Raw genomic sequence first — 23,618 nt, 5'->3', positions numbered from 1 at the left:
GGCATGTGGCTGATCCGGGTGTCCTGGCCGAGGCCCGGGCGCCTGGGGGACGACCGGGGGAATCGGGGTGCGGCGCACGCCCGGATGTGGTGGGATCGTCCCCCATGAGCAGCTCCTTTCGCGATGACGCCGATCTCTCCGACCTCGCCGACCGGATGGAACGGAACCTGGCCGAGCACGCCTGCCACCTGCACCGGGGTCTGGACGGAGCCACCGTCACCGAGACCTCCGACCTCGTGGTCGCCGACAGCGGCCTGGACGACGACACCTTCAACATCGTCGCCGCCGCGCGCCTGGCGCCCTCGGCCGCGGAGGAGCGGATCGCCGAGACCGTTCGCGCCCTGGCCCGCACCGGACGCCCCTTCTCCTGGTGGGTGGGTCCGGCCACTCTGCCGACCGACCTCTCGGACCGCCTGACACGGGCCGGGGCGCCCGTCTCCGAGCACGAGACGGCCATGTGGGCGGAACTCGACGACACCCTGCCCCACCCCGACGCCCCGGGGCTCGAGATCCGGGTGGCCGACACCCCCGAACAGCTCGCCGACCACGCCGCCGTCCTGGCCGCGAACTGGTCCCCGCCCTCGGAGACCGTCCCGCGCTTCCTCGCCCGGGCCGCCGAACAGGCCCTGGCCCCGGGGTCCCCGGCCCGCTACCTGGTCGGTTACGTCGACGGCCGCCCGGTGGGGTCGGCCGAGGTGTTCCTCCACGCGGGGGTCGCCGGGCTCTACAACGTCTCCACCCTGGCCGCCCACCGCCGACGCGGCTACGGCGGCGCCATGACCCTGGCCGCGCTCCACACGGCCCGGTCCGAGGGTTGGCCGGTCGCGGTCCTCCAGGCCTCCGAGGACGGTGAACCGGTCTACCGCCGTCTGGGGTTCCGTACGTACGGCCGGTTCGCCGAGCACGCGCTCACGCCCTGACCACCCCCGGGGGCGCCTACTCGGGCCGCTCCCTCAGGTAGGTGAGGACGGCCATGACGCGACGGTCGACGTCGGTGCCCTCCGGTGGCAGGTCCAGTTTGGCGAGGATGTTGCCGATGTGCTTGCCCACGGTGGGCTCGGACACCAGGAGGTCGCGGGCGATGCGCGCGTTCGAACGCCCCTCGGCCAGCAGCGACAGCACCTCGCGTTCGCGTTCGGACAGGCGTTCCAGGGGTGTGCTGCGACGCCGGACCAGCTGGCGTACGACGGCGGGGTCGATGACCGTTCCACCGGCGTGCACGCGCCGGAGCGTGTCGGCGAAGTCGGCGACGTCCACCACCCTCTCCTTGAGGACGTAGCCGATGCCCCGGCCCTCGTGGGAGTCGAGCAGCTCCGCCGCGTAGCTCGACTCCACGTACTGGCTGAGCGCCACGACGGGCAGCCTCGGATGGTCGACGCGCAGCCGGACCGCCGCGCGCAGCCCCTCGTCACCGAAGTCCGGTGGCATGCGGATGTCGGTGACCACGAGGTCGGGGCCGTGCGCGGCCACCGCCTCGGCCAGGGCGTCGGCGTCGCCGACCGCGGCCGAGACCTCGAACCCGAAGCGCCGCAACAGGCCCGCCAGCCCCTCGCGCAGGAGGGCGCCGTCCTCGGCCAGTACTACCCGGATGGAAGACAAGGGATCTCCGCTCTCAGCCGTGTCGGTCCGCCGTGGGGGCTGGACAGCAGGACACGTCCGCCCACCACGGCCACGCGGTCGGCCAGGCCGGTCAACCCGGTTCCGCGCGCGGGGTCGGCCCCGCCCCGGCCGTCGTCCACGGCCTCCAGCACCAACATGTCACCGTCCAGGGAGGCGTTCAACCGGACCTCGGTCGCCCCGGCGTGTTTGGCGACGTTGCCCAGGGCCTCGGCGGCCACGTAGTAGGCGGTGCTCTCCAGGTGGGCCGGTAGCCGTCGGGGCAGGTCCACGCGCACGCGCACGGGAACGGAGGTGCGGTCGGCCAGCTCGGGCAGTGCCGCGGGCAGTCCCCGGTCGCTGAGGACCTTGGGGTGGATGCCGTTCACGATCTCGCGTAGGGACCCGATGGCCTCCTTGGCCTGGTCGTGCGCGGTGGCGAGCGCGCGCTCCATGTCGCTTCCGGGCGGGGCGTCCATGCGGGCCAGCCCGATCTGCACGGCCAGGGAGATGAGTCGTTGCTGGGCGCCGTCGTGCAGGTCGCGTTCGATGCGTCGGCGCTCGGCCTCGAAGGCGTCCACCAGACGCGCGCGGGAGCGGGTGACCTCCACCAGTTCCGAGCGCAGCTCGTCGGTTCCCCGGTCCTCCAGCAGGAGACGGGCCAGGGCGGCGTGCCCGTGCGCGGTGAGGGCGGCGACGTAGGGCGTGACCAGGAGGAGGAGCACCCCGGCGAAGGCCAGGGGGAGGGAGAGTCGGGGGTCGTCCACCGTCCACTCGAAGAGGGTGACGGGCCTTCCCAGAGCGGTGACGAAGGGCAGGGCGGTCAGGTAGGCGCCCATGACCGGGAACAGGTACAGCACGCTCCAGCTGACGGCGTCCAGCACGGTCACCAGCAGGAGGAGGTACGCGAACGCCCGCCAGGTCGCGGGTTCGGTGTAGCGGGCCCGGACCCAGGCGAGCGGGCCGGGGCCCGTGGGCCGGTACCCGCTCGCGATCCGGGGGTGGACCATTCGTAGCCGCCACCGTTCCAGGTGGGCGACGGGCACGGCCACCAGGGGCCCGAGCGCCAGCAGGAGCGCGAGCCCGGCGGCCAGCAGGGCGATCAGCAGCCAGGTGGGGTGTTCCCGACCCAGGGCGATCTCCTCCACGGCCGTGCCCAGGGCGAGGAGGGGGAAGGTGATCGGCACGATCAGGGCCGCGAGCACGGTGCCGACGAGCACGGTGGAGGCCAGGTACCCCAGGCTCCGCCAGGGCCAGGACGAGAGGGGGAAGCGGAGGCGGCGCAGCGCCTCGAACGGGGTGCGGGGCGCTCGTGTCCGGCGCGGGTCGCCGTGGTGCGCGGGGTGCGGTCCGGGGGAGTCCTTCCGCGGGGTGGTCGGCGGGGGAGCGGCCCCCTCTGGTCCCGGGTGTGGAGCGTCTGGCGGCCGGTGCCCGGTGCCCGGCGGGCGCGGGGAACCCGGCGCCGGACGATCGGGTCCCGGGGCGTCGGTGTGCTCGCTCACGGGGCCAACCTACGGGAGCGGGGCGGCGGTACCCAGACCGGACACCCCACCCTCCGACTACGTGCCTGCCCCACCCCGGGGTGCGGTCGTGGTGTTCCGCGTTCCGCCTTCGCATCGGCCCGTCACCCCGCCCGTCTTCGCCTGGGCTGGCCACCCCGTCCGTCTCCGCCTGGGCCCGTCACCCTGTCCGTCTTTGCTTGGGCCCGACACCCTGCCCGCCTTCGCTTGGGCCCGTCACCCCGCCCGCCCCGGTCGGGTCAGGTCCCGATGATCCCACCGTCGTCCTTGCGCACCACCACGACCGCCGACCGTGGGCGGCCCGCCGGATCGAACCCCGGCCAGTTGCTCACCGCGCGGGGGTCCTCCACCGAGGGCGCCCCCCACTGCTGCGCCGCCGACCCCGGCCCCTGCACCGTCACGAACAGGGCGCGCTGGTCGGGGCTGGTGGCCGTCCCGGCGATCCCGCAGCCGCGCGGTCCGGTCAGGAACCGCCGTAGCTCTCCGCTCTCGGGGTCGGCGCACAGCAGCGCGCTGTTGCCCACCTGTTCTCGGGAGTGTGCCGAGGGGTCGCCGAGCCGTGCCACGTCGGTCCTGATCCACAGTCGGCCGTCGTCACCGCAGTGCACTCCGCCTGGAGCGGCGAACACCGTCCCCCGGGCCTGGTCGGACGCTGTTCCGGATCGGGCGAACTCGTTCCAGGAGAAGAGGGTGGCCCCGTGGTCCGCGGCCCCCTCGGTCCAGGCCAGCACACGGCCACCGGCCTCCCCTTCGGCCTCGGTGCAGTACACCGTCCCGGTCGACGGGTGCACCGCCGGGGTTCCCGGTCCTTGGAGCTGGGTGGCCCCCACCGCGTCGGCGGCCTCCCGCGCTCGCAGGAGCACGTCCGCCTGGTCGGCGAACCCCTCGCGCGCGGTCAGTCCGGTGCGGCCGTGGGTCAGGGGGAGCCATGTGCCCAGCCCGTCGGAGTCCAGGCGCGCGGCGTACAGGACGCCCTCGTCCAGGGGGCCGGGGCCCCGGTCGCGTGCCGAGCGCCAGGGCCGTTCGGCCACGAACTTGTACAGGTGGGTGCGGTCGCTCATGTAGACCACCGCGCGTCCGCGTGACTCGGTGACGGTCGCGCCGCCGTGGGCCACTCGGCCCATCGCGGTGTGCTTGACCGGTGTCGACGAGGGGTCGAGGGGGTCGATCTCCACCGTCCAGCCGAACCGGTGGGCCTCGTGGGGGGTGAGTGCCAGGTCGAAGCGGCTCTCATGGGTGTGCCACCCGTAGGAGGCCTCTCCCGAGGACAGCCCGTAGCGGCGTTGGCTGTCGGTGGCCGACCACTCCCCGGAGGAGGTTCCGAAGACGTCGGCGAGGGTGTCCTCGCCGGTCAGGTAGGTCCCCCAGGGCGTGGTGGCGTGGGCGGTGCCGCCGATGACCCCGGCCGTGTCGGTGCCGGTGTCCAGGGTCGGCTGGTCGGCGAGCGGTCCCGACAGTCGGGTGGGTGAGGTGGCGGTGAGCCGCCGGTTGAGTTCGTCGTCGATCACGCGCCAGCGCCCGTCCGTGAGTTCGATCCGGGCCACGGTCACCCCGAGGGAGGCCATCTCCTTGCCGGTGCGGTCGGCGGTGGCGGCGCCGCCACCGTCCGCGTGGAGCAGGACGGGGTCGGCCCAGGAGTGGTTGAGTACGAGGAGTCCGCGCCGTCCGCCCTCGTGGCCGGGGTGGAGGGGGAGGTAGCGCAGCCCGCTGTGGCCGGTGCCCACCTGCCGGGCGGCGTTCGTCGCGGTGTCGGAGGCGTCGGGGCGCCACCGGGGGGTGTTCCGGCGCAGGGGGGCGCCCCACGGGAGCAGGACCCTGGCGGTGTAGCCGGGCGGGACGGTGACGGCGTCGGCCCGGGCGACGGGTACGCCGGTGAAGCCGGGTGACGATCCGGTGTCGGGGGCGGCCAGGGCGGGGCGGAGGGTGTCGCCGAACAGGGCGGCCGTGGTCAGGGCTCCCAGTGCCGCTCCGCCGCGCAGGACCTGGCGTCGGTTGGGTCCGTGTTCTGGCGCCATGTGGTTCTCCTCCGGCCTGGTGCGGGGTCGCACCGGTCTCCACTCTTTGCTGTCAAGTCATTACGATAAGTAGTTTTTGCTGGTTGTGGTGGTGTGTGACGCACCCGTTCTTCGTTTGGTCGGGGGTGGGGTTTGGCTGGGAATGAAAACGATTATCGATTGGTTGGAAGGCCTGACACCCGGCAGAGGAGGAGCCCATGGCACGAGACGACGCCCGGCCCGTCACCCGGCTCAGGTCGACGGCAGGCACCGGAACCGCCTACGTGACCCGCAAGAACCGCCGCAACACCCCCGACCGCCTGGTCCTGAACAAGTACGACCCCAGGCTCCGCCGCCACACGGAGTTCCGCGAGGAACGCTGACCCGGGGAGCACCCCCCAGGACCGCTGGCGCGAGGACCGAAACCCAACGGAGGACCCCATGCAGAAGAACACCCACCCCGGCTACGGCCGCGTCGTCTTCCGCGACAAGGCAGCCGACTTCGCCTTCCTCACCCGATCCACCCGTGGCAGCGACACCACCGTGGTGTGGGAGGACGGCAACACCTATCCGGTGGTCGACGTCGAGATCTCCAGCGCCAGCCACCCCTTCTACACCGGTAACGCCCGCGTGGTGGACACCGCGGGCCGGGTGGAACGCTTCCAGCGGCGCTACCAGCGCGGCTGACCGCCCACGGCGCCGCCGGGACCCCTCCCGGCGGCGCCGTCGTGTCCGGGGAGGGGACAGGACGAAACACCCTCGTCCCTGACGTCCGAATCCGCGGGGGTCGGGCAGGCTTGGACCCGTGAGATCAACCCCGACCGACACACCGGCCCCAACCCCCGGCCGGGCAGCCGCGAGGGCGCCACGCAGCCCCGTCGACCTCCTCGTCGGGGTCGCCGGACTGCTCCTGGTCCTCGTGGTCCTGCTGCTGGTGAGCGACGCCATCTCCGAGGGCGCGCCCACCGACGACGCCAGCCAGCTCCGCGCGGTGATCCCGTCCTGGCTCCTCTTCGCCGCCGCCCTCGGCGCCAACCTGCTGCTCATCGTCCTGATCGCCTACGTCGTCCTGCGCACGCTCCTCGTCGGTGAACTCCGTGACCTGACCCGGGCCGTCGTCGCCGCCGTGACGGCCTACGCCATGGCCTCCTACGTCAACGCCGTCCTGGAGAACGCCACCTACGGCGCCGGTCCACTGCCCGGCCTCCCCGACGACGTCCTGACCGCGGCCACCCTCGGCTACGTCGCCGCCGGGATCGCGTTCGCGCGCAGTATGCCCAGCGGGCACCCGCGGGTGCGCTCCCTGCTGTGGGGCACCAACGCCGCGATCGCCGTCACCTCGGTCATGGCGGGGGTCACCAGCATCCTCGCCGTCCTCTTCACCATCCTGGTCGGCCTCACCTGCGCCGCGCTGGGACGCTACGCGGTCGGCACCAGCGTGCCGCCGCCCGCCACCGGACGCATCCACGCCGAACTCGACCGCTTCGGCCTGCGCGCCGACCGCATCACCCCCGCCGGGACCGGTCGCGACGGCGACGCCCTGTACCTGGCCGACCTCGCCGACGGACGCCAGGTCGAACTGTCCGTCCTCACCACCGAGAACACCAGCGGGTTCTGGTCGCGACTGCGGGACCTGCTCCTGTTGCGGGGGCCCGTCGCCCCCCGGATGCTCTACGGCGCACGCCGCCGCGCCGAACACGCCGTGCTCATGAGTGCCGCCGCCCGCGAGGCCGGAGTGGACGCCCCCCGCGTGTGGGCGCTGGGCGAGATCGCCCCCGGCACCCTCGTCCTCGCCCGCGAACGCTCCCGGTTGCGGAGCCTGGACACCCTCGATCCGGAGCACGTCGGCGACACCCTGCTCGACGACCTGTGGCGCCAGCTCGGCATACTGCACCGGCACCGGATCGCCCACGGCGACCTCAACGCCACCACGGTCGGTGTCCTCGACCACCCGCACACCGGAGCGCCGCACCCCGTCACCGCCGCCCTCACCGGCTTCGACCGGGGGGCGGTGGCCGCGCCGCAGATCCGCACCGCCCTCGACACCGCCGCCATGGTCACCCTGATGGCGCTGCGTGTGGGGGCCGAACGGGCAGTGGCCTCGGCCGTGCGCGCCCTGGGGGTGTCCGCGACCGCCGCCGTCCTCCCCCTGCTGCAACCCCCGGGACTGCCCCACGCGCTCCGCGCCGAGCTGGGCCGGGCCGACAAGGGCCTGATGGCGGACCTGAGACGGCACATCGCCGCGGTCGCCCCCGAGGCCCCCAGCGAACCGGCCCGCCTGGAGAGGATGCGCCCCCGCACCATCGTCAGTTTCGTCGTGGTCACGCTGGTCGGGCTCGTGCTCGTCTACCAGCTGTCCGGGGTCGAGCTGGGGGCCATCCGCTACGCGGACCCGGGGTGGACGCTGGCCGCGCTGACCATGGGCACCGGGTGCATGTTCGCCGCCGCCATGGTGCTGGTCGGCTTCGTCCCCGCGCCCCTGCCCTGGTGGCGCACGGTCCTGGCCCAGTACGCGGGGTCGTTCGTGCGCATCGCCGCACCGGCCGGGCTGGGCTCGATCGCGGTCAACAGCCGGTTCGTGATCAAGGCGGGCGTGCCGGTGTCGTTGTCCCTGTCCGCGGTGGGCCTCACCCAGCTCGTGGGGTTCCTGATCCACGTGCCGCTGCTGCTGGTGTGCGCGTACCTCACCGGTACCTCCTACTGGACCGGCTTCACCCCGTCTCCGACCGTGACCGTCATCGCCATCGTCGCGACCGTCGGCGTGGGGGCCGTGCTCATGCATCCGAGGCTGCGCCGCGCCGTCACCTCGCGGCTGCGCCCGTACCTCAGGGGTGTGCTGCCGCAGCTCCTGGACCTGTTCCAGCGTCCCGCCAGCCTGGTTCTGGGGGTGGGCGGGTCGCTGTTGTTGACCGTGGCCTTCGTGCTGTGCCTGCACTTCTCGGTCCTGGCGTTCGCGGGACCGGGGTTGGAGGTGAGCCTGGTGGCGGTGGCGGTGGTGTTCCTCGCGGGTAACGCGATCGGTTCGGCGGCCCCCACCCCGGGCGGGCTCGGGGCGGTCGAGGCCGCCCTGATCGGGGGGTTGACCACCGTCGCCGCGCTACCCGCCGACGTGGCGCTGCCCGCCGTGCTGTTGTTCCGGGTGCTGACCTTCTGGTTCCCGGTCCTGCCGGGGTGGGCGGCCTTCAGCTACCTACAGCGGCGCGAGGCGATCTGAGCGGTGCGTGGGCGCACGGTGCCGGGCCGCGGCCGAGCGGAGATCACGGACCGCGTGGCGGGGGCCGTTCGCCTGTGGGGCGTGGACGCGGGGTGGGTTCGTGGGTGGCGTGGGCGGCTCGGGCTCCGGTGAGGTGGACCCCACGCGCCGGGGGCGGTGCGGGGCCCGGTGACGGGAGTCGTCGCCGGGCCCCGCCTCTTCGTCGGGTCAGGTCGGGCTACCCATGTCGGGGTTCGGGCTCGCTCCCAGGATTCCCAGCGTCTTCAGCCCGAGGAGGAGGGCGGAGCCGACGGCGGTGGCGGGCCAGCCCCACCAGCGGCGGGGTGCCCGGTGACGGCCCCGGGTGCGCACCGGCTCCGCCTCGGTCAGCTCGGTTCGGGCGTCGGCTGCGGCCTGTCGGGCTTCGCGGGCGGCTTGTTCGCGGTGGTGGCGGGCGACCTTGACCCAGTGCGGGACGGGGCCGTGTTGGAGCATGTACGCGACTCGGGGGTTGCCGCGCATCTGACGGAGCAGGCGTTCCTGGCGGGCCTGGTGGGTCTCCTCCCAGGGCACCTCCGCCCGAGGCGCCTTCGACGGAACTGGAACGCTCCGGGAAGGGGTGGACCCGCGTCGTGGGTGTGCGGCGGGGCGGTGGAAGCGACGGCCTTGGGGTGCGGTCAGGACCGACCGCACCTGAGTACTGACTTGCGCGCTGGTCATCGGGTGCCGCCAGCAGCGGCCGGGGTGGGGAGGGTGAACTCGGCCCAGATGACCGTGCCCAGTCCTTCACAGAAGGGGAAGTCGAGCACCGGCCGGAACCCCCAGCGGGAGGCGAGGTGGCCGACCATGAGCAGGCCTCGGCCGCGTTCGGCCTGCTCCCAGTCCTGTCGGGTGCGCCTACGCGGAACCCTCGGGAGCCGGTCGGTGGTGATGTCGGTGCGGGTGCCGTCGTCGATGATCGAGATCCGGACCAGCCCCGGGACCGGTGCTTCCAGGGTGCGGACCACCCTGCCATCCGGGTCCTGTCCGGAGCGGGAGTGCTCGCAGGCGTTGGCGAACATCTCGCTGGTACACAACACCATCTCCTCCCGCACCTCGCCCGGAATTCCGGTCATGCGGTTGAGGTCGGTGTTCAGGTCGGTGCGGACCTGGCTGGTGTGGGAGAGGTGTCCGGGGTAGACCCGGCACTCCCACCGGGACTCAGCCGGGGGAGGGTTGTTCGTGTGGTTGAGGGCAGGGTGTGCGGCACAATGGCCATGTCGGCAATCTCTTCTCTTGAAGGGGACGGGTTGTCGGCCTGCTCTGGGGGTGTGCCAGCACCCGCCAGAGCCTTTTTCGTGAACGCCTTCGGGCGGTGCGGAGCGCTCAGGCGGCGGTCGGGGGTTCCGGGTCGTGGTTGGCGTGGTGGCGGCGGGAGAGCAGTCGGGACCCCGGGACCGGCCTGTTACCAGGAATCCGGGTGGGTGCGGGGTAGTCGTGTACGGCCTGGTCGATGAGCGACATGGCCCGTTCGGCGTCGCCTTCGTCTCCGGCGATCCGCAGCGCCTCCAGAACCAGAGGCATGCGGTTGCGCAGGGTGTGGTTGTGCCACACGTCCACCTGGGCGGGAGTCAGGTGCCCCGGTGCGGTGAGGGCGTCTCCGGCGCAGGAGAGCAGGTCCCTGGTGTCGATGTCCAACATCAGCACTCCACCCCGTTTTTGAGGAAGTTTTCGGTGTCTTCGGTGTCGATGTGGCTCCACGGGTTGTCGGTGAGGTCGTAGGCCAGGAAGAACCACACCTGCCGGAACTTCGGATCGCCGTTGTCGCCCCACCGATCCGCAAGCGCGTCGATCAGCGCCAACCCCCGACCCGTCGCAGTGCCCGCCTCGATCTCCTCGAACGTGGCGGCGGTGAAGGTGCCCTTCTCCTGCGGCAGACGGCTGCCCTGGTCGCGGCAGATCAACGTCATCCCCTTCGCACCCCGATCCACCGTCAACGTGTACGTACTGCCGCGCTCACTGGACCGGCTGTGGGCGATCGCGTTGTTCGCCAACTCGCAACCCAGCAGGGTGAACAGGAACTGGTACTCCTCACACCGCTCCGCCGCGCTGGTGTCCAGAAACGCGCGGACCAGAGGCATCAGGCCAGGCAGCCCAGCGAAGGAGTACTGCCGCTTCCGGTACGGGGGGCCGACGGTGCGGGAGAAGTAGTGCGAGTGGAACGGCTTGATGAAACTCGCCACCGGAGCCACCACCTCACGGCGAGCCAGCTCGGGCGAGAACGGCGGAGCGGGCCTCACGAGGTCACCTCCAGACGTCGCAGTCCGGCCAGGACCTTGCGCAGGACCTCCACCGGGACGGTTTCGACAGGCCTGCGAGGCGAAGGAATCACCGGGCCTCGCAGACGGCCGGAAGGACTGTGGGGCGCTTGGGTGGGCCATTCAGGCGGGGGCCTCAGGTGGTCAGGGTTCATGATTCTGCTTTCTCGGAGGTGTTCGTTGGGTTGACTGAGTCAGCCCTGGGCGGTGGGCGTTGCGCCGGGTGCTCGGGCTTGGGGCTCTGTATCTGTGTGTTGAAAGAGTCGAGTGCGGTGTGGGCTAACTGAGGTCGAGGACGGCTTCGACGGTGGTCTGTTGGACGCGGTCGCCGTCCCAAGTCCACGAGGGCGACCAGGAGAAGGCGAGGCGGTCCAGGACCGCGAGCCCGGACACGTGCACTCCGGGGTCCAACCGGGGGTGCTGGGGCGCAGTGGTGGTGCGTGGTCCCTGGTCGGTCACGTACAAGCGCGGGAGCTTGGGGTGGGTCTGGTCCAGAACGACGCGGACGGTCCCACCGGGCAGACCCGACCGGGAGTGCTGATGGGAGTTGCTGACCAGGATGCGCGCGATACGAGCCAACCGCGTGCCCTGAACCGGGAGCACGTTCCGACACCAGGACGACAGGGCCCGGTACTCACGACTGGGACCGAGCAGGATGCCGTGACGGGCGGGCTCAGAGAACCGGAGCACCCGAGGGAAGCGCCCGGGAACAACTGGCACCACCGGTGCCTCCTGGTTGGCCTGCATATATCTCACCTCGGTCACATCGGGGTGGGTCTCAACCCTGGACGATCGCTCTCAACATCGGACGCCTGGGCGTTTTAGTGGGAGTCAGCCAGGCCTCACACGGCCGGTGCGGGGGCTGACGTTGCTCTTGCCCAGTAAAGGGCGGTGTGATCTGGATCGGCCCCGCAAGGAAATCGCCAGGGCCTTCATCCCAAGATCCTCATATTTCATTCGATAGAGGACTATTGGCTGAACGGCCCTTCGGTGCGCCTTCAGCACTGACCTTGCCAAGAGATCAGCCTCCTGGTCTATGCTTACCGCTTAAGTTGGTGAAGGTTCTTTGGGGAGCGGTGAAAATAGATGAGGTGGTGGTGAGATGAGTGACGCTGACAGTGAAGAGGTATTCGCGAGACTTCGGTTTGGGAAGCGACTCAGGGAACTTCGAGGTCAGAAGGGGTTTTCGCAGCAGGAGTTGGCTGATGCGGCCCACGTCTCACAGAGTGCCGTGAGTGATCTGGAGCTGGGAAAGAAAGGGACAAAAAGGGTCCCGGTGGTGCGCCTAGACGAGGCCCTTACCGCTCAGGGTGAGCTGGTGGACGCGTGGGACGCAGTGTTCTCCCGCATTGGAATGACCGAGTACTTCCGGCAAGTTGCGGGGGCCGAGCAGAGGGCCGTTCGGATTCGGGACTACTCCCACGGCGGCTTGGTCCACGGGTTGTTGCAGACGGAAGGCTACGTCAGGGCGATCAACGAGGTAGCGAGGCCGGAAACTCCCCGAGGCAGTGTCGATCAGATCGTTGTGGGGCGACAACATCGTCAGCGAATCCTCGAACAAGCCCATCCTCCTGCGATGATGATGCTGCTTGACGAAGTGGTGCTGTTGCGCCGCTTCCATGATCCCCAGGTCATGAAGGATCAGATCGCGCGTCTGATCGAACTCTCTCGGCGGCCACGTATCAAGATTCAGCTGGTGCCGATCGCGACAGAGGGACATCCAGGTCTAGGTGGGTCCTTTACGATCATCGAGGAGCTAGAGAGCCCCGCGTTCGTCTACGTCGAAAGTCAGCAGACTGGGTGGACGCTCAAGCAACCTGAGGCTGTGGCAAGCTACGACCGGACATTCGCGGATCTAGGAAGCGCCGCTCTGCCAGTATCCGCGTCCCGGGACCGTATGGAAGAGATTCGAGGCAGCATCACATGATGACCCAGCAGTGGAACAAGTCCACTTACAGCAACGCGCAGGGAGGTCAGTGCGTGGAGGCGCGCACGACCGAGCAGGGTGCCGCCGTTCGCGATACGCAGAACCGTCACCTGGGCCAGCTTGACGCGTCTGCTGTTGAGTGGAAGGCGTTCGTCGAGGCCGTCCGCCTCTGACACGAGAACGAACCGGCCCGGTGGGCGGGGGTGGTCCGTGTGTGCTGGGTCAGCGTACCCGCGACGTCCATGTTGTTCAGCGCGATGCAGGCTGAGGCGCTCACCACCCGTGGCACCCTTGAGTTGATGCAGGCCGTGAAGGGGCAGATGGCATGAGTGAATACCACAAGTCCAGTTACAGTGACGGGACCGGCGGCAACTGTGTCGAAGTCTCGGAAGGCCGAGTCACCCAGTTTCGAGACACCCAGAATCGCGACTTGGGTCACCTGGTCGCCCCAGCTCCAGAGTGGGCGGCCCTGGTAGCAGCAGTACGCGGCCAGTAGCAGCACGCAGAACCGTCCCCGCTCAGGCCTGTTGAGCGGGGACGGTTCTGCATACTGCCGAATCAGAGTATCCGGGGGACGGCACATGCCTCCAGGACCAAAGGCCTGAGATCCATCCGCAACAATCGCCGCATTGCCGCTCAGGTGCTGGGAACTCAACGGCCGGTGGAAGAAGCTTCTTCCCATCAACCTGCGGAAGTGAGATCGTGGTGGCGATCTCATTGTCCCCCAGGAAGTCGTTCAGTGAGCAAGTGAGGGAACCCATGACGGAGTGGTACAAGTCCTCGTACAGCAACGCTGCTGAGAACTGCGTCGAGGTTTCAGAAGGTGCTGAAACCCGTGTGCGCGATACCCAGAACCGCGAGGCTGGGAACCTGTCCTTCACCTCCGCCGAGTGGACCGCACTGCTGGCCATCACCAAGTAGACGACCACGCACAACGGGCCCCGCCAGGCAAGGAGGCGGAGCCCGTTACTGTTCGCTCGGTCAGGGTACAGCGACGGCGTGCACAGGGTCGATGGACTGAGATCCCTGGTCACCCCCGCACGTGCTGGTGCCACGCCTTCGCCGCGTCCAACATCGCCACCAACCACTCCTGCTCAGGGCGGGCCTCAACCTGCTACTCGTACAGGCCCACGTTGGCGCGCGCGAACGCGATCACGCTCTCCGGCGAAGACGCCTTCCATGCCTCCAGCTGCCCCACCCACCCCTCGGCGGACTCAGGGGAGTGGCGGGCGGCGACGAGCTGAACAGCCAGGTCCGAGGGCATGATGACCGGTGCTCCGTGCGTGGGCCACCCCCAGTCCAGGAGCCACGTCCCGCCCTCGGTGAGAAGGAAGTTGAGTTCGTGGACGTCGGTGTAGGTCAACGAGTCCCCACGCAGGAGAGCCTTCTCGTCATCGGTAGCGAACCGGTCCCACCGGGTCTCCTCCCAACCCCGGGCCACCGCGGGCAAGGGGATCTCCGACACCCTGTTCAGGACCTCCACGACCCGGCCCAGATCGGACGAGCCCGGCAGGAAGTCGGCGGGCCTGCCCTCGATGGCGTCGAAGCCCATCACGAACCAGTGCTCGTCCTCGGCCTGCCACCGCATCGTCGGGGTGACATTCCGGACGAACGGGTTGATGGTCGCTTCCCGTTGAGCGGAGTCCAGACGCCCACCGGGCCGGTTCGGGACTCCTTTGACGAAGAACTCGCCCCGTTCGCTGCTGACGAGAGCCGGGGTGCTCCAGCCGTGGCCTTCACCAGCGGGGCGGACCCGGATGACCTCCCCGGTGTGGGGGCGAATGAGGTCGGTGAACGGGATCATGGTGTCCTCAGCGGCGGGGGTTGCCGCTAGCTGGAACCTCACAGCCGGGAACGCTGATCGCGGCTGCCGACCTCGGCCGCCGGATTCCCCGCCCACAGGTGCGTCCCCCGCTCGTCCACGGTCACCCCCAGCTGGTCGCGGCCCGGAGAGTCGAACTTCACCCACGCGTCCCACGCGGCGCGGATCTCGGCCCACAGATCCCGGGGTCCGCCCCGGCGTGCCTCGAAAGGGCTGCCCGCCGGGGTGTACTCGCCGAGCGCCCAGGACCCGTCCAGGGTCGCCACGTACACCGTCGCCTCCCCAGCCCACTCCGGCCGGTCCTCCGCGGCTTCGTACACCGCGTACCGCAGGTCCGGCACGAGGTGCCCCAACGCGAGCTGCCACCCGGAGTTGCGGTAGGCGACCACTCTCGGGTTGAGTTCGATCAGACCGTCCGTCGCCTCCGGGTCGTCCTCGTCCACCAGCTCACGGGCCCGGCGCATGTCCGCCCGCTGGGACCGCAGCACCATGAACGGCGCGTCCCCGATGAAGTGTCCGGTGGCGCTCCCGTCCCCGTGAACCCGGAGTTTCAACAGGACCCCCGGAGTGTTGCCCACCTCGAACGGGGTCACGATGACCCCGTGCCGCGCGCTCTGCTCCACCCACGACCACGGAACCTCGCCACGCGCCGCGACTGTCGACAACACCCGATCGAACTCGCCCTCGCCCGCCGCCGGGCGCCCGGCCGCGTCGGCCGTCACGACCCTGGGGGAGTGGCCAGCCTGCGCGAGGTTCTTCACCGCGATCTCTGCCAGCCGCGGATCGATCTCCACCGACACCACGGCCTCCTCTCCGAGGGCGTGGCACAACAACGCCGTGTTGTAGCCGGTACCGGTGCCGATCTCCAACACCCGGTGCCCCTCCCGAGCATCCAGGGCCTGGAGCATGGTGACGACCAGGGATGGCTGGGAGGCGCTGGACGTGGCCACCCGCCCCCGTCCGTCGGGCCCGACCGGGGCGCCGTCGTCCACCTGGGTCACGAGCGCGAAATCTCCGGCCACCCAGCGGTCCCACCGTGGGTCAGCTCGGGTGACGGGGCACTCCCACCCGGGGTGAGCGGGGTCGGGTCCGTAGATCGTCTCTGGGAGGAAGGCGGCCCGATCGGTGCTGAGGACGGCGCGGTGCCACGTGGGGGCGATGATGCTGCCCCGTGTGGTGAGCAGACGAGCGAGCGCCGCACCTGGAGGGATCTGGGCTTCCACTAGGTGGGCCTCTGCCCGTCGCCGGTTTGGGGCGGGATTCCCTCTGACCCATGGTCATTGGGTTTCTGGCCGTCGCTGGCGGGGCCACCAGTGCCGCTGTCGGTGGGTACGTCCGGGTTCTCGGGCCTGCCCACGTCACGCTCCGTTTCCACTGGGGGTCAACCCCTGAACAGTAACTCGGTGTGGTTGTTCCATGACGGGTTTGGCTGGAACCGGCCAACCCCCACCGCCCGACACCCGCGCGGGGTACCCCTCACCGGGGCCCCGGTTGCCCCAACCCCCTCCTCCAGAGGGGTCCTGTACCTGTGATCACCGCGTCCCTCCGGGCACCGCCGCAGGGGGAGGGCGGGTGACGTCCCTTCCCCGGCTCAGGGCTTCTTCGGGCCCGGGTCCAACGGCCAGACCCTGGAAACGGTCAGCGTGGGCAGCGCCTCCGGGCTGGAACGGCGGACCCGGCCCTGGACCACGAGCAGCCTCGAGTCGAACACCGCCCTGGCGGAGTGCTCCTGGACGTTCCCGAACAGGGCGACCTCGACGACACCGGTGCGGTCCTCGACACTGGCGAAGATCACCCTCCTACCGGACCTGGTGGGCGGCGTCTGCACGCTCACCCTCACCCCCGCCACCGTGACCCGGGTCCCGTCCGGAACCCGGGGCAGCCTCTGGGCGGTGACGAGCCCGTGGCGGGCGGCCAGGTCCGCCAACCGGTCCACGTACCGGTCCAACAGGTGCCCGGAGATCTCGTAGCCGAGGGCACGCGACTCCTCGGCGACCCGGTCGGTGTGGGTCATCGGGGCGGCCGTCCCCACCGGCACGGTCTCGGTCGACTCCGACTCCGATTCCTCCAGGGAGAGCTGCCCGGGGGAGTCCTCGGGACGCGGACCCTCCTGCGCCAGGGCGTGCGCGTGCACGAGGACGTCGCGCCGGTCCGGGGCGCCGGGGGCTCCGGTGACCCCGGTCAGGGTGTCCAGCCCCCCGGCCAGGACCAGGTTGTCCAACGCCTCACGGGACAGGGACCCCCGCGCCACCAGGTCCCGCAGCCCGGTGAAGGGGCGCCGGGCCAACAGGCGGTCGAGTTCGGCCCCGGTGAGGGCCCCGAGATCGGCCAGGGACGGCCGCAGCCCCCACCTGCCCTCCCCGACCGGCTCCACCCGCCAGTGCCGCCAGGAGGCGTTCACGTCCAGGCCGAGCACCCGCACACCCATGCGCCGGGCGTCGTTGAGGAGCACCCGGCGCGGATACATGCCGGGGTCGTGGGTCATCACCCCCGCGAAGAACGCGGCGGGGAAGTGCCGCTTGAGCCACGCGCTCTGGTAGGTGGGCAGGGCGAACGCGGCCGCGTGGGCCTTGCAGAAACCGAAGTTGCCGAACGCCGCCACCAGCCGCCAGGTGTCCTCGACGGTCCGGCCGTCGTGCCCGCGTTCGGCCATCAGCGAGCGCACTTGTGTCTCCACCTCGCGGCGCCCCTCCACGGTGCCCAGGGCCCTGCGCATGGCCTCGGCGCGGTCCAGCCCGCACCCGGTCATGGTGTCGATGGTGTGCAGCAGCTGTTCGTGGAAGAGCAGAGCCCCGCCGGTCTCGGCCAGCACCGGCGCGAGGTCGGGGTGGGGCAGCCGGGGCGGCTCGGAACCCTCCCTGGCCCCGAGGTAGGCCGAGACCATGTCGGTGCCCATGGGCCCGGGCCGGAACAGGGAGATGTCCGCGATCAGGTCGGGGACCCCGCGCGGCCGCAGCCGGGACACCAGCTCGCGCTGGCCCGGGCTCTCGATCTGGAAGCAGCCCAGGGTGTTGGAGGCCGCGACCATGTGCGCGGTGGCGTGGTCGTCGTCGGCCAGGGCCTCCAGGTCCGGGCTCGCCCCCTCGGTGCGGTCGATCTCGTCCAGGGTGTGCGCGAGCGCCGACTGCATCCGCACCCCGAGGACGTCGAGCTTGAGCAGCCCCAGGTGTTCCACGTCCTCCTTGTCGGCCTGCACCATCGGGTAGCCCGCCCCGGAGGGCTGGGTGGGCACCCGGTCGCCCATGGCGTGGTCGGACAGCACCAGCCCGCAGGGGTGCATCGCCACGTGCCGGGGCAGGCCCGACAGCCGCTCCGCGAGGGAGAAGAGCCTGCGCACGTGCTCGCTGTCCAGCCCGTCCAGATTCCGCAGCTCGGGAAGCTCGCGGGCGGTCTCGCTGATGCGGGAGGCACGGACCCGGGGGAACACCGAGGCGATGCGGTCCACCTCCACGGAGGGCAGCGACAGCGCCGCACCGGCGTCCCGCAGGGCGCTGCGGGCGCGGTAGGTCTCCATCATGGCCACCGTGGCGCTGGCCCCGGGGTGGGAGGCGATGACCGCGTCGTAGGCCTCCAACCGGCGGTCGGACTCCACGTCCAGGTCGATGTCGGGCAGGCCGGGACGGCTCGGGGTGCAGAACCGTTCGAACAGCAGACCGTGGTCCAGGGGGTTGATCGCGGAGATGCCCAACAGGTGCACGACGAGGCTGCCCACCGCCGACCCCCGCGCGAAACAGCGGATGCCCTTGTCCCGGACGGCCCGGGCGGCGTCGGCCACGGTCAGGAAGTAGCTCTCCAGGCCCAGGCGGGAGATGACCTCCAGCTCACGCCGGGCCCGCTCGTCCGCGCGGCGGTCGCGGTCCAGGCCCAGCAGGGCGGCCCCTCCCGCGACGCGGTCGCGCAGCTCGGCGGTGGCCTCGGCGCGGGCAGGCAGGTGGAGGCGGCCCCAGCCCAGGTCGGCGGCGGGGTCCAGGGCGCAGGAGCTGCCCAGGGCGAGGGTGTGCGCGATCAGGCGTCGGGCGCGCGTGCGGTCGCCGCCGCACACGGCGACGGCGGTCCGGGACATCTCCTCGGCGGTGGCCATGTGGGCGCTCTCGGTGCGCGGGGCGGGGTGGTAGCCGCCCGGGGCGTGCTGGCGGATGCGGTCGAGGGCGAGCGCCACCCCGGCACCGTCCGGGGTCGGGTAGCGCACGGCGTTGGTCAGCACCGCGAGGAGGTGCTCCTCGTCGGCCAGGCGCACCATGTCCCGTGCGGCGCGGCGCTGGCCGGAGGCGCCGTGGTCGTGCGGAGCCAGGGCGATCTCCACACCCACCCCCCGCCAGGCGGACACCAGGGCCCGGGCGTGCAGGGGGCGGTCCTGGGCGACGGCGCGGCCCACGTCGGAGTCGGGCCCGAGCAGGACGACCAGTCCGTCGGCGTGTTCGGTGAGCTGGTCGGGTCGTACGGCCACGGGGGAGGGGGCGCGGTGGACGTCGGTGACCAGGCGGCAGAGGCTGGCCCAGCCCCGGGCGCCCCGGGCCAGGACCACGACGCGGCCGCCCTCGGGGGAGGAGAGGGCGAGATCGACGCCCAGGGCGGGGCGCACCCCGGTCCGCTCGCAGGTCCGGATGTGCTCGGCGACGCCGAAGAGGCCGTCCCGGTCGGTGAGGGCCATCACCGTCTGGCCGTCGAGCGCCGCCCGCTCGACCAGGGCGGCGGGCGGCGCGGTGCCGTGCCGGAAGGAGAACGACGACGCGGCGCGCAGGTGCACGGCCTACATTCCTCCCCTCCTGCGGAGCGGCAGGGGAAGAGCCACCGTTCGAACATCAGTTCGATGACTGTATCCGATGATGTCCAACGGCGCATCCTCTGAGCTGCGAAGACGCGCCGTTTCTCCGTGCGCGGAGTGGGTCGGGGCGGTGGGCGGGCCCGTGGCGAACGGTGTTGTCGTCGGGGGCGGGGGTCTGGGGGGCAGTAGAAAATCTACGACGTAAAGGCCGGTGTCCTTCGTTTTCGCTGCCGCGCGGAGGGGAGCGGAGCCATGGTGTTCCCGCCTCCCGGGACGAACGCCCGGGAGGCGCCGTCTGCGCCTCCTGTCAGCGGGTGACGGCCGCGGCCAGGATGAACAGGCAGATGATGACGGCTGCGGTCCACGGCCAGTCCGAATACTGGCCCTTGAAGTTGCGTGCGGCCACGGGAGCCTCCGATTCAGGGGAAAGGGAACCGAACCTGGGTACCATCCGGCGGTGACTCTCCGCTGCGCTTGGCCACAACAGGTCACTGGCGGGTGTGTCCGCGCGGGCGCCCTCCCGGCGGAGTCGTGTGGCCCGGGCCCGAGCGGCCCGAGTGCGAACGGGCCGGACGTGGGAGACCGCGCCGTGCGCGGGGGCGGGGCGCGGGGGGCCGCTCGTCGGCCGTCTCCGGCGGCCATCTCTGGGGGCGCCCGCCCGGCCGGGTGGGAAGGACCGGACACGGGTGTTCCCGAGGAAGAGGCCTCGGGCAGGGGTTGCGGTTGACGTTGCGTCAACATCTAGCGTCGTCTCTGAGGCCGGACTCCCCGGCCGGAGGGGAGACGGGATGTCATGGTCCATGGGTGAGGTCAGCCGGATGAGCGGGGTGACCTCCCGGACGCTGCGCCACTACCACCACGTCGGCCTGTTGCTCCCGGAGAGCACCGGACCGGGCGGGTTACGCCACTACGGCCAGCGCGAACTGCACAGGCTCCAGCGCATCCTGGTGATGCGCGAACTCGGGCTCGGTCTGGCGGACATCCGCCGGGTTCTCGACTCCGAACAGGACGAGGTCGCGGCCCTGCGGCAGCACCTGCACGACCTCGAAGCCGAACGGGACCGCCTCAGCGTCCTGGTCGACACCGTGCGCCGCACGGTGGACTCACTGGAGGGCACCGACGTGACCAGTAGACCCGAGGAGCTCTTCGAGGGCTTCGACACCGCCCACTACGCCCAGCGGGCGCGTGCCGACTGGCCCGAGCAGTGGGAACAGGCCCGGCGGGCGGGGGAGGAGATGGCTCCCGAGGAGGCCGAGCGGATGCGCGCCGAGTCGGTGGAGGGGATGCGGCGGATGGCCGCGTACCTGCGTGCGGGCACACCCGCCGAGGCTCCACCGGTGCAGGTGGAGATCGAGGGCCACTTCCAGCAGGTCAGCCGCATGTGGACCCCGGACGCGCAGGCCTTCGCCCAGCTGGGGCGGGTGTACGCGCAGGAGGGCCCCTGGCGTGAGGTGTACGAACGGATCGAGCCGGGGTTGGCCGACTACCAGCGCGAGGCCATGGAGGTCTTCGCCGAGCAGCGCCTGGGCGCGCAGGGGCGGGAAACGTGATTCCCCGGTCGTGGAGACCGCACCGGCGCGAGGAGGACGACGAGATCCTGGGCTACCTGCGCCCCGAGGGGGCGGGCTACGTCCCGGTGAACCCGTTCGGCCACCCCGTGCACGGTGCGGTGGAGGAGGCCGAGGCCCGGTCCGCGTTGGACTCCCTGGGCCTGGCCTATCTGGCCGAGCCGTGGCTGTTGACCCTGCCGGGCCGGGCGGAACCGGTGACGGTCCGGATCGTCGAGGTCACCCCGGAGCGGATGCGGGTGGCCAACGCCGACTACGGATACGAGGAGGCGGACATCGGCCACGTGTTCGTCCTGGACGTCCCCGAGCCCGGACGGTTGCGCGCCGGTTGAACCGGAGGGCGTCCGGCGGGTCCGCAGGGCGACCGGGGGTGGACGGGAACCGGGGTGTCGGCGGGGCCTCAAGGGGCTCGGGTCCCTAGAGGACCTCGGGGGAAGTGTCCAGGACCGTGCGGTCACGGGAGGCGACCAGGGCGAACCAGGCTTCGGTGCGGGGCAGCTCGTAGCGGAAGAAGTACGAGGCGGCGGCGCGCTTGCCCTCGTAGAAGGTGCCCTGCTTGCCGTGGGCGGCGGTGAGCTGTTCCAGCCACATCCAGGCGATGACGACGTGGCCGGTGGCCTCCAGGTACGGGGTCGCGTTGGCCAGGGCCACGGACGGGTCGCCGTCGGACCAGGCGTCGGCCGTCGCCCGGGCGGTGCGGTCAAGGGCGGCGGCGAGCAGTTCGGCGTACGCGGCTTCCTGGCCGCCCAGGGCGCGGGCGCGCTCCACGGTGGCGCGGGCGGTCTCCAGGAGGAGGGAGAGGCGCGCGCCGTGGTCGAGCACCGCCTTGCGTCCGAGCAGGTCCAGGGCCTGGATGCCGTGGGTTCCCTCGTGGATGGCGTTGAGCCGGTTGTCCCGGTAGTGCTGTTCCACGTCGTACTCACGGGTGTATCCGTAGCCGCCGTGTACCTGGATGGCGAGGCTGTTGGCCTCCAGGCACCACTGGGAGGGCCAGCTCTTCGCGATCGGGGTGAGGGCGTCCACCAGCAGGTGTGCCCGCTCGGCGTGTGCCGGGTCCTCGGCGCTGGCCTCCTCGTCCACCAGGCGGGCGCAGTACAGGACCAGCGCGAGGGCGCCCTCCACGTAGCTCTTCTGTGCGAGCAGCATCCGGCGCACGTCGGTGTGCTCGATGATCGGTACCGGGGGGTGTTCGGGGTCCTTCGCGCCGAGGGGACGGCCCTGGAGGCGTTCGCGGGCGTAGCGGAGCGACTTCAGGTAACCGGTGTAGCCGACCGCCGTCGCGCCCGCTCCCACTCCGATGCGGGCGCCGTTCATCATGTGGAACATCTGCCGCAGACCCTGGTGGGGCGGGCCGACGAGGTAGCCGACCGCGCCGGGGACCCCGCCGGGGGTGTGGCGGCCCTCGCCGAAGTTGAGCAGGGCGTTGACGGTGCCCCGGTAGCCCATCTTGTGGTTGAGCCCGGCGGTGACGACGTCGTTGCGTTCGCCGAGCGCGCCGTCCTCGCGGACGAGGTGCTTGGGTACGACGAACAGCGAGATCCCCCGGACCCCGGGCGGGCCTCCGGGGATGCGGGCCAGCACCAGGTGGACGATGTTCTCGGAGAGTTCGTGGTCGCCGCCGGAGATCCACGTCTTGTTGCCGAAGAGCCGGTGGGTGCCGTCCTCGGCGGGTTCGGCCCGGGTGGTGATGTCGGCGAGCGAGCTGCCCGCCTGTGGTTCGGACAGGCACATGGTGCCGGTGAAGCGTCCCTCCACCATGGGGCGCACGAACGTGTCGACCTGTTCGGGGGAGCCGTGTGCCAGCAGGAGCTTGGCGTTGGCGGCGGTGAGGAAGGGGTAGGCGGCGGTGCCGGGGTTGGCGGCCTGGAAGTAGGCGTCGCAGGCGCTGGAGACCACGCGGGGGAGCTGGCCGCCGCCCACGGAGGCGTCCAGGGCGAGGGAGGACAGTCCGGTCTCGGCGTGTGCCCTGAGGGCCCGGCCCACCTCGGGGATGACGTGCACGCGTTCGCCGTCGAAGCGGGGTTCGTGGGCGTCGTTGGTCTTGTTGTGCGGGGCGAAGTGGTCGGTGGCCACGCGTTCGGCCAGGTCGAGGGCGCCGTCCAGGGTCTCTTGGGAGTGGTCGGCGTACCGGGGGCGCCGGGTGAGGGCCTGGGCGTCGAGCCATTCGTAGAGCAGGAACCGGAGGTCGCGCCTGGACAGCAGGGTGGACGTCACGGGTTGCCTCCCGAAGAGTTGGACCGACTGGTCGGTATGATACCGGTTCGGTGCGCGGGGAACCACCCTGGTGTGCGGGTCTACGCTGGTGTCTCCAGCCCGACTCGGAACCAGGAAGCCCCGTATGACCGAGAAGACACCCACCGTCCTGTTGCTGAACGGCCCCAACCTCAACCTGTTGGGCACGCGCGACCCCGAGCAGTACGGGAGCACCACCCTCGCCGAGGTCGAGGCCCGGGTGGCCGCCCTGGGGTCGGAGATGGGGGTGGAGGTGGTCTGTGCGCAGTCCAACAGCGAGGGCGGCATGGTCGACCACGTCCACGCGGCCCGCGACTACGCCGGCGTGGTGATGAATCCCGGCGCCTACGCCCACTACAGCATCGCGCTGCGGGACGCCGTGGACGCGATCGAGGCGCCGGTGGTGGAGGTGCACATCTCCAACGTGTACGCCCGTGAGGAGTTCCGCCACACCTCCGTCACCGCGCCGGTCGCCGCCGGGTACGTGGCGGGGTGCGGGGTGCTCGGCTACGAGCTCGGTCTGCGCGCGGTACTCTCCCGCGCGGCGGAGCGGGCCGCCCGGCCGGAGGGCTGAGGGCCGCCCCTGCTGCCGGACCGTTCGGTGAGGGGCGGGGGAAGGGGGCCGTTCGCGGTGCGAGACGCCCCGGGGCGGCCCGCCCGGGCCGGTCCCCGGTTCGCTGGGCGGGGCGCTCCGTCGTTCCCGG

The 23,618-nt window shown here is 71.3% G+C and carries 23 protein-coding genes; 11 read left to right on the top strand and 12 right to left on the bottom strand.

The window, feature by feature from the left end; genetic code table 11:
- The first annotated feature begins 104 nt into the window (after nucleotides 1-104).
- On the top strand, nucleotides 105-920 hold the full coding sequence (locus ABZ635_RS16215; protein ID WP_357765200.1) for a GNAT family N-acetyltransferase: 816 nt from the start codon (nucleotides 105-107) through the stop codon (nucleotides 918-920).
- Between the two features lie 16 nt (nucleotides 921-936).
- Here the strand turns inward: ABZ635_RS16215 and ABZ635_RS16210 are convergent, their stop codons facing one another.
- The 3 genes from ABZ635_RS16210 to ABZ635_RS16200 all read right to left on the bottom strand — a co-directional run bounded on the left by ABZ635_RS16210 (nucleotide 937) and on the right by ABZ635_RS16200 (nucleotide 5,131).
- Nucleotides 937-1,599, bottom strand: coding sequence for a response regulator transcription factor (locus ABZ635_RS16210; RefSeq protein ID WP_357765197.1), 663 nt, complete (start codon nucleotides 1,597-1,599; stop codon nucleotides 937-939).
- Complete coding sequence (locus tag ABZ635_RS16205; protein WP_357765195.1) at nucleotides 1,581-3,098, bottom strand: sensor histidine kinase; 1,518 nt, start codon at nucleotides 3,096-3,098, stop codon at nucleotides 1,581-1,583. The genes ABZ635_RS16210 and ABZ635_RS16205 overlap by 19 nt, the downstream gene beginning before the upstream one ends.
- A 257-nt stretch (nucleotides 3,099-3,355) precedes the next feature.
- The gene (locus ABZ635_RS16200; RefSeq protein WP_357765192.1) at nucleotides 3,356-5,131 is read right to left on the bottom strand and encodes an alkaline phosphatase PhoX; all 1,776 of its coding nucleotides are present in this window, start codon (nucleotides 5,129-5,131) and stop codon (nucleotides 3,356-3,358) included.
- A 197-nt stretch (nucleotides 5,132-5,328) separates the two neighbouring features.
- Between ABZ635_RS16200 and rpmG the strand changes: the two genes are divergently transcribed.
- From rpmG to ABZ635_RS16185, 3 genes are all read left to right on the top strand, one after another.
- The gene (gene rpmG / locus ABZ635_RS16195; RefSeq protein ID WP_357765189.1) at nucleotides 5,329-5,493 is read left to right on the top strand and encodes a 50S ribosomal protein L33; all 165 of its coding nucleotides are present in this window, start codon (nucleotides 5,329-5,331) and stop codon (nucleotides 5,491-5,493) included.
- 58 nt (nucleotides 5,494-5,551) lie between these two features.
- On the top strand, nucleotides 5,552-5,797 hold the full coding sequence (locus ABZ635_RS16190; protein ID WP_357765186.1) for a type B 50S ribosomal protein L31: 246 nt from the start codon (nucleotides 5,552-5,554) through the stop codon (nucleotides 5,795-5,797).
- A gap of 118 nt (nucleotides 5,798-5,915) precedes the next feature.
- Entirely contained in the window at nucleotides 5,916-8,324 is a 2,409-nt protein-coding gene (locus tag ABZ635_RS16185; protein ID WP_357765184.1) for a lysylphosphatidylglycerol synthase transmembrane domain-containing protein, read from the top strand.
- A 207-nt stretch (nucleotides 8,325-8,531) separates the two neighbouring features.
- On the opposite strand, the gene ABZ635_RS16180 is transcribed toward ABZ635_RS16185, so the two are convergent.
- From ABZ635_RS16180 to ABZ635_RS16160, 5 genes are all read right to left on the bottom strand, one after another.
- Nucleotides 8,532-8,876, bottom strand: coding sequence for a hypothetical protein (locus ABZ635_RS16180; protein WP_357765181.1), 345 nt, complete (start codon nucleotides 8,874-8,876; stop codon nucleotides 8,532-8,534).
- A 143-nt stretch (nucleotides 8,877-9,019) separates the two neighbouring features.
- Nucleotides 9,020-9,418: an ATP-binding protein gene (locus tag ABZ635_RS16175; RefSeq protein WP_357765179.1), complete on the bottom strand. Its 399-nt coding sequence runs from the start codon at nucleotides 9,416-9,418 to the stop codon at nucleotides 9,020-9,022.
- A 250-nt stretch (nucleotides 9,419-9,668) separates the two neighbouring features.
- Nucleotides 9,669-9,983: a hypothetical protein gene (locus ABZ635_RS16170; RefSeq protein ID WP_357765176.1), complete on the bottom strand. Its 315-nt coding sequence runs from the start codon at nucleotides 9,981-9,983 to the stop codon at nucleotides 9,669-9,671.
- Nucleotides 9,983-10,582 (bottom strand): ATP-binding protein, encoded by a 600-nt coding sequence (locus ABZ635_RS16165; protein ID WP_357765173.1) that lies wholly within the window; start codon nucleotides 10,580-10,582, stop codon nucleotides 9,983-9,985. The genes ABZ635_RS16170 and ABZ635_RS16165 overlap by 1 nt, the downstream gene beginning before the upstream one ends.
- Before the next feature lie 297 nt (nucleotides 10,583-10,879).
- Nucleotides 10,880-11,347, bottom strand: coding sequence for a hypothetical protein (locus ABZ635_RS16160; RefSeq protein WP_357765170.1), 468 nt, complete (start codon nucleotides 11,345-11,347; stop codon nucleotides 10,880-10,882).
- 355 nt (nucleotides 11,348-11,702) lie between these two features.
- Here ABZ635_RS16160 and ABZ635_RS16155 point away from each other — a divergent pair, with 355 nt between their 5' ends.
- The 4 genes from ABZ635_RS16155 (at nucleotide 11,703) to ABZ635_RS16140 (ending at nucleotide 13,448) form a co-directional block, all read left to right on the top strand.
- Nucleotides 11,703-12,527: a helix-turn-helix transcriptional regulator gene (locus ABZ635_RS16155; RefSeq protein WP_357765167.1), complete on the top strand. Its 825-nt coding sequence runs from the start codon at nucleotides 11,703-11,705 to the stop codon at nucleotides 12,525-12,527.
- On the top strand, nucleotides 12,524-12,700 hold the full coding sequence (locus ABZ635_RS16150; RefSeq protein ID WP_357765164.1) for a DUF397 domain-containing protein: 177 nt from the start codon (nucleotides 12,524-12,526) through the stop codon (nucleotides 12,698-12,700). Before ABZ635_RS16155 ends, ABZ635_RS16150 begins: the two co-directional genes overlap by 4 nt.
- 152 nt (nucleotides 12,701-12,852) lie before the next feature.
- Nucleotides 12,853-13,023 carry a DUF397 domain-containing protein gene (locus tag ABZ635_RS16145; RefSeq protein ID WP_357765161.1) on the top strand — a complete coding sequence of 57 codons (171 nt, stop codon included), beginning with the start codon at nucleotides 12,853-12,855 and terminating at the stop codon, nucleotides 13,021-13,023.
- A gap of 263 nt (nucleotides 13,024-13,286) precedes the next feature.
- Nucleotides 13,287-13,448, top strand: a complete 162-nt coding sequence (locus ABZ635_RS16140; protein ID WP_357765255.1) for a DUF397 domain-containing protein — start codon at nucleotides 13,287-13,289, stop codon at nucleotides 13,446-13,448.
- Between the two features lie 193 nt (nucleotides 13,449-13,641).
- On the opposite strand, the gene ABZ635_RS16135 is transcribed toward ABZ635_RS16140, so the two are convergent.
- The 3 genes from ABZ635_RS16135 to dnaE all read right to left on the bottom strand — a co-directional run bounded on the left by ABZ635_RS16135 (nucleotide 13,642) and on the right by dnaE (nucleotide 19,096).
- Nucleotides 13,642-14,331, bottom strand: a complete 690-nt coding sequence (locus ABZ635_RS16135) for a protein kinase (protein WP_357765158.1) — start codon at nucleotides 14,329-14,331, stop codon at nucleotides 13,642-13,644.
- Between the two features lie 38 nt (nucleotides 14,332-14,369).
- Complete coding sequence (locus ABZ635_RS16130; protein ID WP_357765156.1) at nucleotides 14,370-15,572, bottom strand: methyltransferase domain-containing protein; 1,203 nt, start codon at nucleotides 15,570-15,572, stop codon at nucleotides 14,370-14,372.
- Between the two features lie 368 nt (nucleotides 15,573-15,940).
- Nucleotides 15,941-19,096: a DNA polymerase III subunit alpha gene (dnaE, locus tag ABZ635_RS16125; RefSeq protein ID WP_357765153.1), complete on the bottom strand. Its 3,156-nt coding sequence runs from the start codon at nucleotides 19,094-19,096 to the stop codon at nucleotides 15,941-15,943.
- Nucleotides 19,097-19,902: 806 nt separating this feature from the next.
- On the opposite strand from dnaE, the gene ABZ635_RS16120 reads away from it, so the two are divergent.
- Together ABZ635_RS16120 and ABZ635_RS16115 are read left to right on the top strand one after the other, a co-directional pair.
- Entirely contained in the window at nucleotides 19,903-20,664 is a 762-nt protein-coding gene (locus tag ABZ635_RS16120) for a MerR family transcriptional regulator (protein ID WP_357765151.1), read from the top strand.
- Entirely contained in the window at nucleotides 20,661-21,014 is a 354-nt protein-coding gene (locus ABZ635_RS16115) for a hypothetical protein (protein WP_357765148.1), read from the top strand. Before ABZ635_RS16120 ends, ABZ635_RS16115 begins: the two co-directional genes overlap by 4 nt.
- A gap of 85 nt (nucleotides 21,015-21,099) precedes the next feature.
- Here ABZ635_RS16115 and ABZ635_RS16110 read toward each other — a convergent pair whose 3' ends face one another.
- The gene (locus ABZ635_RS16110) at nucleotides 21,100-22,896 is read right to left on the bottom strand and encodes an acyl-CoA dehydrogenase (protein ID WP_357765146.1); all 1,797 of its coding nucleotides are present in this window, start codon (nucleotides 22,894-22,896) and stop codon (nucleotides 21,100-21,102) included.
- Between the two features lie 124 nt (nucleotides 22,897-23,020).
- On the opposite strand from ABZ635_RS16110, the gene aroQ reads away from it, so the two are divergent.
- Complete coding sequence (gene aroQ, locus ABZ635_RS16105) at nucleotides 23,021-23,488, top strand: type II 3-dehydroquinate dehydratase (protein WP_357765143.1); 468 nt, start codon at nucleotides 23,021-23,023, stop codon at nucleotides 23,486-23,488.
- Nucleotides 23,489-23,618 lie beyond the last annotated feature (130 nt).

Origin of the sequence: Nocardiopsis sp. NPDC007018 (genome assembly GCF_040635075.1) — a bacterium.
GTDB lineage: Bacteria > Actinomycetota > Actinomycetes > Streptosporangiales > Streptosporangiaceae > Nocardiopsis.
Note: the sequence above shows the minus strand (reverse complement) of the source record. Positions and strands in the feature narration are given on the sequence as shown.